Origin of the sequence: Candidatus Profftia tarda, from assembly GCF_904848675.1 — a bacterium.
Lineage (GTDB): Bacteria > Pseudomonadota > Gammaproteobacteria > Enterobacterales > Enterobacteriaceae > Profftia > Profftia tarda.
This window is the reverse complement of sequence record NZ_LR890047.1, coordinates 291565-302510: the sequence shown is the minus strand read 5'-3', so window position 1 is coordinate 302510 and position 10946 is coordinate 291565. Positions and strand designations below refer to the sequence as shown.

Here is a 10946-nt window from a genome sequence, read left to right as displayed (position 1 = left end):
GAGCAATTTATTAATATTAGTAGCTATCAATAATGTGTAAGATCTTATTTAATGAAGATTCTTAATCTGTACTAAGTATATCTAACGATATAGTTAATTTATTAGTAGAATTATGGACTAGCACGAACTTTAAATGCCTTTAAAAAGTATTGAAAATTAATAATATAACTGAACATATTAAGTATTTGATAGAGATTTATTGTATATACAGATTAATAGTATTTAAATACTAGTGTGAGCTGAGTAATACTATTATAATCAGTAGCATAACATAAATATTTAGAAACAATGCGCTTGCGGAAGACCTCCTGCAACATCAGTTCCTCTTAATAGATTCCCATAACTGATTTATCAATTATCACTATTATACTTTTACGGTTTAAGTATTTATTATATAGTAATAGGTCATAATGATTTTTGTCATAGAGGAACTGATCTTAAACAGATTATTAAAAATAATATTGGGCATAAGATATAAAAACCGAACTTGTTTGATAAGAACTATAACACTACTATTGTAGTGTACTAAAAAACAATATAGAAATTATTCTGATAATAATATAATTAATTAAGGTTTCTGCTTGTTATTCTGAAACTACAACTATATTTAACTTTGCTGATACGTTACTTTCTAACTGAAAATTAACTTGATGATTACCAGTAGTACGCAGAACACCATTTGGCATACGAACTTCACTTTTAGCTATTTGAATACCTAGAGCAATCATTGCATTAACAATATCACGCGTACCGATTGAACCAAATAGTTTTCCTTCATTACCAGCTTTAGAGGTAATACTTATAGTATCTAATTTATTAATAATAGCAGCACGAGCTTCAGCAACAGCAGTAACCTCAGCTAATTTAGCTTCTAACTTAGCGCGGCGTGAGTCGAATAACTCGATATTTTTCTTTGTTGCAGGCACGGCTTTACCTTGAGGCACTAATAAATTTCGCGCATAGCCCGACTTGACATTAACCTTATCACCTAAACTACCTAAATTTGCTATTTTATCAAGTAGAATGACTTGCATTTTCTTTATCCTATTAAACTAATTATTAATAAATACACAATAGCTAATCATTGATAACCATCAGTATATGGTAGTAAAGCAAGGTAACGTGCGCGCTTTACAGCACGAGCAAGTTGACGCTGGTATTTAGCTCGAGTACCAGTAATACGCCTTGGGACAATCTTACCACTTTCATTAATGTAGTTTCTTAGAGTAGAGATATCCTTATAATCAATCTCTTGAACATCCTCCGCGGTAAAACGGCAGAACTTGCGACGACGAAAATAACGTGCCATATAGCTAGTCTCCAAAACCTATAAATTCAATCTTTTTAGCGTATAAAAATAACGTTTCAAACAATCGTATCCTTGATAAATACTAATAAAACCTGAACCGTTAGCATACTTCCTAATCTTTACTTAAAAATTAGTTATTTCAGGTAATTGTCCAGTGAAAATTGTAGTCATAGTACACTATGCTTTCCTGCTAAATCCGTCCTTCTGGTATTATCTAGCTATGCGCGATAATAAATAAAACGGGGAATTCCGGAAGGTCTCACTTTTTTTGAAGAGGATCTTTTTTGCACTATACCATGTAACACTAGAAAATTTAGAGTAACTTCAAGAATTACTATCTAGTAATACTAGTAATACACTAGTAATCACCTGTAGCGCTTTCATGAGAGAAATCATCGCGGCGACGATCGCTATGACGTTCATCTTTGGGCTTTAGCATAGCTGAAACCTCATTTACAGGGTTTTTAGTGCGCATAACAATACTGCGGATAACATTATCGTTAAAACGAAAATTATTTTCTAACTCATCTATGATCTGCTGAGGAGCCTTAACATTCAGCAGAATGTAATGAGCTTTATATAACTTATTGATTGGGTAAGCCAACTGACGTCGTCCCCAGTCCTCTAGACGATGAATTTGTCCAGAAGATTTGGTAATCATTGCACTATAAGATTCAATCATACTTAAAACTTGTTCGCTACTCTGATCAGGATGAAGCATAAGAACTATTTCATAATGACGCATCGCATTCCTCCCTACGGATTATTCAGCCTCTTAATAAAGACAGCAGCAGCCCATAGAGGCAAAGAATGTTTTTGTACGGCTGCAAGTCACTAATGATCATACTTGTCTGAGCTAGCAAACTCAAGATAATTGGTAAAATTATTATCCAGATGACTTAGTTCATGAGATATGTTCTTCGCATTTATATTAATTGAGGAGATAAAATTAATATAAATAGGTATTAATTTTTTATAAAGACAAAATATAGCCATTCATTTGATGAAATTACCTTTTAATGAAGCATCAGATCTTATAAATTAGTTAATCAGCAGAATAAAATAATAGATAACCTTCCTGAAGGAATCATTAAAATATAGAAAAGGTATACATTATTTTGGGAATACAAAATTTAATATCTTAAAAACATGATAATATTAACTTGAACAGAGTGATCGGTAGAATACTTTTAAGCTATTATTATAGCATTAATAGCTTTTAATAAATATTAATTTTGATATATTTCATCAAGATTCCCGGTATTTCCTTAGATAGGAGTACACTAATAGAAAATCAAAATTTTAAATAAATAAATAAAATTTCATAACAAAACCTTAAAAAAGAAGATCCAATAAGACTAATAGCATAGAGATATTATTTAGTAGTATGAATTATTGGCTGCGCAACAGTTAATGTATATTAATGATATTTATCATAATTTTAATATATAAGGAATATCTAAAACTATTGTAGCGACAAAAATAGTAGGAAATTAACTGAACTTCTCTAATAAAACCATAACAATCAAAATATAAGATATTATAAATTAAGTAGTTGATTACGCATAATTATATTCTTTTCTTAAAGACATTAAAAGTCCTTAAGCATATAAAATTGTGTCACTAAAAGTGTACACTGAGATGCATGATAATCTGAGTATTGCGTATAATATCAAGTTATCTTTAATCAAGTTTATCGTAACTATGATTACTATTGTTACATAATATGATAAATACTATTTATATAGACCATTACAAAATTTCAAAGAGATCTATAGAATATAGAGAGCAATTATAACAATAAATGACTATCGTAATCTCTTCAGCGAAAGAGCTAATGTATAGCTGTTTCGCTATATACTACAGCACTAAATAATAGCTAGAAGATATATAAGAGATTAACATCGATAATAAAAAACTGATTAAGGATTAATAAACTATCCTCATTCATAAGATAAATACTCATAAGATCTTACTATTAATAAATAAATACATTCATACTTTAGCTAGTATCTAAATTATTAAAAATGTGATATATTTTTAGCTAAAGATATATAACTTTTTAAAAAATTAGTTTATATCTAATCCTCCAAGATACCTACTAATAAGGAAAATATGTAAAAGTATTAATAATATCATGGACTACAAGCTAATCAAACTAATCGGTAGGATATCTTCTGAGTGCAATTAAGATAATATTAAAGTAAGAACTAGCTTTCATACTACTTCAAAAATAGTATTTTAAGGTAATTTCTTGTACAGCAACGCATCTTTCATGACTGCTTGATCGCACAAGAACAAGTATAAAATGTAGGTTAGATATTTAACATGGAAATGATTATCGGGTTATGATTATAGTTAATAAATACTTTGTGCATATAACATTATACAAACCATATGATTCACTTCTTGCAATATGCAAATACCTTATTATTAGTTTTGTTTAATTAAAACATCTTAAACTACCTAGCATATTTCTATGATCTTTTATAGTTAACTTATCAATCTCTGAAAAAATATGCTTTTAAAAGAGATCTGATCACCTTGTTAATATGCAGGCGGTATATCAAATATCTTTTATAATACTTCTAATCTTTAGGCGCGTTCACTATATAAAATATCTCATAAACTAGAACATTACAAAAATATAGAATCTTGCATATTCTTAATGCATTTTATTATCCTCTCTGTTGTGTAATAAGGATTGGAGATGAATTTGTATACCTGATTCTCTAAAAAAATAGAATTCTTTAATTTGAGTGTAATGCCTTGATATGTGCTATAAAAATTATTCTTATTACTTTGAACACAAAGACTTCATAGATCAGCAAGTAATGTATCATTAAATTAATACTTATTTACCGATATAAGGCCTAATATGCATCTCTAAATACTCTGCAAATTCTATCGATCTTGACATAGCACACTGATTCTCTATTTGCTCCTGAAGCTTAATTGACTCTTCCTTCTTCTGTTGAAATTGATTAGTACGGTGTACCGATAATACCTTTGAGCTCAGTTCCTGATAGTAAAGATCTGATAATTCTAAACCAAATTGAATAAAACCTTTTGCCATAATCTCTTCTAATACCTTGGCAGAATATGTTAAAGAAGTATCATCAAATCCAGTGACTAGAATAGTGCATACGTGATTATATTCATTATTTCCGTTGATACTGTCTAATATTTCCGCAATACGACGCAAATTAGCAAATAAATCTCTACCTATTTTTGCTAGAGATTGGCGTCGATAATTGCAGTCAATAATAGTTTGTCCAGGCTTTCGGCCTTCAAGGATTACGCGATTCCAGTTCTCACGCGTGTAAAGTGCTTCATCACTATTTATCTCTGGAGAATCAGCCAATAAGCACCAGATGAGAAACATATCCAAAAAACGAGACTGATCTGCATTCACGCCAAGAGCGGAAAAAGGATTAATATCCAACGAACGCACTTCAATATATTCTATTCCACCCCTCAATAGAGCATCTAAAGGTGACTCATTTAATTTAGCTACACATTTAGGTCTAATAGGCGAATAGAGTTCATTTTCAATCTGAAATATATTAGCATTTAGTTGACGGTAATGCCCTCCTACTTTTACTCCAAGTCTTGCAAATTCAGCAGATGGTGTAGATATGGCTTTTTTAAGCCATTTAATATAATCTGGAAGATTATTAACAGTAATGGATAAATCATCTTGGACTTTATTAGTATAACCCAAGCCGCTTAAGCGTAAAGAAGTAGCATATGGCAAATAGAATATATGATCTTTCTGTTCGAGTGGAATATTAGTTTTACGACCGCCAAGGAACGAAGAACATATTGCGGGTGAGGCCCCAAAAAGATATGGAACGACCCATCCCAGGCGATAATAGTTACGAATTAATCTCATGTATCCTGCAGATATTTGTGATTTACCGCTTTTTTTATCTTCTATACCAACCCACTCTTGCCAAAATTCAATCGGCAATGAGAAGTTGTAATGAACCCCAGAGATCATTTGCATGATAGCACCATAACGATTTTTTAATCCTTCACGGTACAAAGTTTTGAATTTTCCAATGTTAGATGTACCATACTGTGCTAAAACAATATCATCTTCATTCTTGATAAAACAGGGCATACTCATAGACCACATACGCTCTGATCCCAAATTATGGGCAACATAAGCGTGAATATCTTTTAGAAAGCAAAGCATGTGATCCACACTAGAATATACGGGCGTGATAAACTCTAACAATGACTCAGAAAAATCAGTAGTAATCCAGGGATGAGTTAGTGCTTTACCTAACATCAATGGATGACCAGAAGTAGCTAATGTACCCTCCGGAGTTACTCTAAGAGTTTCACGTTCAATGCCGCGTAGAATCATGCTAATAGCGTTGGGGTGCTCTTCTAACCACAAAAGTCCTTCAGAGAAGTCTGGGATCACATAGACCTCCAAATAATAAATAAGAACTGCTACATTTATATTATACAACTTGATTTTTGGGTGAATCCATTAATATCATCATATATCTATATCTTTAGTCATAGCAATAACTATGTGCGATAGCTCCCTGATGCTCATATAAAACCATAAGTACCGGCATCTTTAGATTCCGGTACTTATGGTTTTATCGATAAGAATCAGAGCTAATGACAAAAATCAAAAAATATGGACGATTTCTGTTGCTGTATTATAACTTTATAATGCTATTATTAGATGAGTAATAACAGCGATATAATACAGTTTAAGAGTATTTTCGATAATAAGTCTTACAGAGCATGTCTCTGTCTCATGCAAAAGAGAAAGCGACCAAAATGATTTCTTGATTTTAAAAAATAATCTGATACTGATTCAAAAAACACTACATTTAAATCTTGCATCTAGTATCAGATAGAATCTTTATCAAAATAACTATAATTGAAATACTGAGATTATTATTCTCAATTACGGCATAATATTAGAATAATAAAAATTCTCTAATATAAACCTCATAACATATCCGTTAAACCTTACATACATTCATATTTGCGATATCAATATAGCAGAATTAGTAATTGAATATTAGTTGGTAGCCACTGTGCACTTAGATGTATACATTTTATTTTGATATTAAATACAAAGTACATGAAATAACAGACTTATGCGATCTAGAATGATTCTGTATCATAAGATAATGCTTATGAACATCTAATATCTCGATGATTAATAAGAATAATAAATTATGCGTATATAATAAATCATATAAAGCAACTCATAACCCTTGAGGCAGTATATTAGTGTAATACAGATATCCTTTTGGAGGATAAGTCAAAGCATTAGGAAAAGATAAAAGAATTATTATAAGTAATAAACTTTTCGTTAAATAATATGATAATTTTATGATGAGTATAGCGGGATTAATTATCTCTTAAATAGCCATGAAAATTCGACTCAAGATTGTTTCTAAACAAATGTTTTACAGTAAAAATGGTATTTTAGATGACAACATCTATGATGTTCTATCGCATCACTTTGGTTATAATGCATCAAAATATTATTAAACAATAAATAGCACAACGGATTAATAAATAAAAATTCTGTGCAAAAAGAATTAGCATTCTAATAACTGATAAAGCTTGTAATGTAGTGATAAAGCATATGAATAGAAGAGATAATACTAGCCGCACCACAACTAACGCCCATTACAGGTTTATTAGATGCATAATTTAGAGCTAATTAGCGAATCAGTAGATTTCAAAATAAATATGATTACCACAATTAGATCTCTTTTTATTAGAATTTCTGTTTAGAAATATGCTGGTACATTTAAAGATACTAATAGAGAAAAAGTAATATAATTATTATATCAGTATCAACATAAAAATGTTTAATCATAAAGTAATTCTTTAATTAAGATTAGATTATTCTCAGCCAACCTATCTCATATTTTTAGTAAGACTCTTATGTATTCATAGCATATCAATAAAAGCAGAAAATTAAATTATATAAGCATAACAAAATTACTATTTGTAATACTTATGTTGAGGATATGTAAAATATAGGATAATAGATATGGTGCACCCAGGAAGATTCGAACTTCCGACCGCTCGGTTCGTAGCCGAGTACTCTATCCAGCTGAGCTATGGGTGCAAATGGCGGTGAGACGGGGATTCGAACCCCGGATGCAGTTTTTGACACCACATACTCCCTTAGCAGGGGAGCGCCTTCAGCCTCTCGGCCACCTCACCTTGCTTATATTTTTATATATGCGATAACTTAGAAAGAGTAAAACATCTTTAAATGTATTAAAATACATTTTCTATGAATGTCTGTATACAATATTCTTTTATTGCAGGATAATCTCTGCTACTGTAATTCTATCTCTTAGCAAGGTGTGGCGCACAATATTACTTTTTTGGTATACAAGTCAAATATTTTCAGAAAATAAATTTTTATATCGCGCAATACATAAAACAATATTATAGGCAAGTATGTTCTTAAAGCATGATAAGAGAAATATAAAAATAATAAATCTTTAAAATATTTATAAAATTTAAATGTAGTACTTAGCTTATACTGATGAGTATGATATAAAATATTCACATTTCAAAATAAAGTCAATTAATTAAACCTCATCCATACGATCCAACAAAGATCGCAGCCGCTCCTGTCGGGAAGTTTTTTCTGCTTTTAATTCTTCGTTTTCGCGTATTAGTGTTTCATGATAGACAGCGTCTTGCTGTCCTTTCTCAGTTAGTTTATTATTCTGTTCTTTGAGAACTTCTATTTCCATCTGCAAGAGCGTAATTGTATCAATAGCCCGCTGAACTTTTTCTTCTAATTTATCAAATGACATATTTATTTCCCTTTTGATATCCATGATTACATCTAATGTTAGTATGCGTATTTTGTTAGCATTGGAATAATGCTGTCTCATAAATAAACATAGATTACTTACACTTAATATAGAAAAATATTTTAGTATTCATTCGTTCTAGAACTGTATCACATATACATTGTGATATTATTTCATTACCAATACTAAGAAATAGTATGATCTATTATCAATGAACACCTATATTATCAATGTATATTAATATTACTAAAATAATTTATATAAATAATATATACAATAGATCAATATCTAGAAAGGATTTTATCCTTCTATAACACAGCAATCTTGCTTTGCATATTATGCTATGCATCTTTTCAATAATACTAGTTTGCATAAAAATAATTATTGAAAAACGAATTTTATTCAACTCAAACGTAAGGATGAAAACAAATAAAACATTATTTTATGATTTATATCCAATCAAATATCAGCTGAATTATTATCATTTATATGTATAAATAAATCCTATATAAAGATTTATAAGATGCTTATCTTAACAAGCATGACCACTGGATTTGAATTGAACTAACATTTAAAACTTATTTATCATGCATCTAATCTCGTTACAATATCGGTAATACATTAAAATTATTGCATCCTGCTAGGATAAGTATAGATCAGTATAATATTTTTATTAAAGATCCTAATAAGTATGATCTACGTACACAGGCATTGAGAGAATGATAATCTTCAAATTTCCATCAGTTATCCAGTGCATAAGATATTTTTAGTTTATATAACAAAGATAAAGTAATAGATAAGAGACTATTTAGAGAAAAAGTTAACACTTCAACAGAAGTGTTAACTTTTTCTCTAAATAAAAATTATAAAAAATATAATATTTATCAATATCTTAAGCTAATTTGTTATAGTCCTAACAGACCATTACATATACATCAATAACCGTAAAGAAAATACTAAGTTAAAGCAACTCTTAGAACAAATAGTAATTAATATTTTTTAATCACAAAAATAAACTGAGTTACTTTTAAAAATTGTATCAATGAGCCACGGAGCGCATAATAGTTACATCGAACTCTATGCAATAACATGAAACTCTTTAAATAAACACTGATATTGAATAAAGATATCAAAAGAGCTTGACCCGCATAATATCATCAAGCATCGCATAAGAATAGTCGCATAAAAATTACATTTTTTACGGTAATGGTTATATAACAGTTATTTAAGATTATCAATTAACAGATCCTGAAAACACTTTAAAGATCTGCGCAATTCATTGTATACACTATTCAAGACACTATACTACAAGCAAAATTCGGTAAAAGTATTTGCATACCGCAACGTCTAAACTGCAGAAAATTTATATTTCTATGATTTTGAAAAATTATCAGTATATAGAAATTACTTCATACTTCAGAAGATTTATTAGCACTTATGCAACATTCTAAGTGCAGCTAAAAATATTTATACTAATCAATGCAATGCATCGATGTTAATATCTATTTAAGCAGAGTATGTTTGCAGTTAAACATTAAGATATATAAATATTTTAGCTGAAATTATGGATACTGTTAGCATATTTATAAATAATCAAACAGGCTTAATAAGCTATAAGAGTAGTAGTTTTACTTAATAACTTCTTGACAGAACCAATAATGCAGAAGCCAATTTTGTGTTAATTAAGATTTATCTAGATCTATCAACTATCATGATAGTTTGTGCTTAAATTTACATAATATTTTTAAATATAAAGTTATAATATATTTTGAGACTATCCTAGCGATATTATCTATCGATAAAAATAATTAATCACGTGCAAAATATCGGAGATTACATAGCACAATATTTTAAATATCCTACTCTTCATGAATGTAAACTTATAAGTTGATTGATGAATCAACTATATTTATTGCATATCACAATGCAGTAGTTTAGCTGCTATCTGCATTACTCTTGAGATTAAGAGTGGAAAATATATGGATCTACTTTAGATGTCCTCCTCATCTAAATATTTATGGCATAACTTTCAATAATTACAGGTGAGAATTGATTAGCTGCGGCGAACAGTACTAAACAGATAATGTAGTGTTTATAATTCTTTCTAAATTTTAATAGGTGAAAACTAAGTACTCTTGTACTTCGTTGAACGGCTCAGAAAATACCTAGAACTAATTCAAAATTCATTCTTATATAACCTTCAAGTCAAGAATTGCTAAGTTATCTGCAGTGCGTGCTTTACCATTTGACCTCACTCATAGTATGAGATATATTAGGAGTAATTCTTTTTAAGAAGAACTGCAAATAGTTATCTGTCACTCATGGAAAAATTGAGCAACATAGACTAGAAAGAGGGAAAGCATTAAAATATATTCCAGTAAATTGATAACTACATCCTCAGTAGGATCTCCAGAAGATAATTATAATGCATCTGTTACTTTCATTGAAAATGATTAATATTTATAACAACATAAATTTCTCATAGTTTTATTTTTTGTAATATTATTAACCTAACATATGGATATAAAATTATTTTCATAAAGATATAAGTTATATATCAATTAATACCAAGAAATTATAGAATCTTATAAGTAAAATCATGCTTTATATACTAATGTATTTTCAATAGAAAAGAGATGTCAATAGATCTTATAATCACAAAAATTTTTTTAAAAAGATTTGTTTTATAAGAAAACGAAACATTCTAACCACTAAATATCTGAATCCATTGTAAATTTTAGGATTTTAAGATTGCGCAGAACTAGAGATATACTAATCATAGTATTAAAGCAGCTAGATAAAAACTGATA

The 10946-nt window shown here is 29.4% G+C and carries 5 protein-coding genes and 2 tRNA genes; all 7 read right to left on the bottom strand.

The genetic code is table 11. The annotated features are described in order from the left end of the window. Positions 1-584: 584 nt before the first annotated feature. On the bottom strand, positions 585-1034 hold the full coding sequence (gene rplI, locus KTT71_RS00750) for a 50S ribosomal protein L9 (protein ID WP_216782580.1): 450 nt from the start codon (positions 1032-1034) through the stop codon (positions 585-587). Between the two features lie 47 nt (positions 1035-1081). Beyond that, positions 1082-1309, bottom strand: coding sequence for a 30S ribosomal protein S18 (rpsR, locus tag KTT71_RS00745; protein ID WP_216782579.1), 228 nt, complete (start codon positions 1307-1309; stop codon positions 1082-1084). Between the two features lie 358 nt (positions 1310-1667). Continuing rightward, entirely contained in the window at positions 1668-2054 is a 387-nt protein-coding gene (gene rpsF, locus KTT71_RS00740) for a 30S ribosomal protein S6 (protein ID WP_216782578.1), read from the bottom strand. 2109 nt (positions 2055-4163) lie between these two features. Further along, positions 4164-5744 carry a glutamate--cysteine ligase gene (gshA, locus tag KTT71_RS00735; protein WP_216782577.1) on the bottom strand — a complete coding sequence of 527 codons (1581 nt, stop codon included), beginning with the start codon at positions 5742-5744 and terminating at the stop codon, positions 4164-4166. A gap of 1609 nt (positions 5745-7353) precedes the next feature. Beyond that, positions 7354-7430, bottom strand: a tRNA-Arg gene (locus KTT71_RS00730). A gap of 3 nt (positions 7431-7433) precedes the next feature. Beyond that, a tRNA-Ser gene (locus KTT71_RS00725) sits at positions 7434-7528 on the bottom strand. Positions 7529-7905: 377 nt separating this feature from the next. Further along, positions 7906-8136, bottom strand: coding sequence for a cell division protein ZapB (zapB, locus tag KTT71_RS00720; RefSeq protein WP_216782576.1), 231 nt, complete (start codon positions 8134-8136; stop codon positions 7906-7908). Positions 8137-10946 lie beyond the last annotated feature (2810 nt).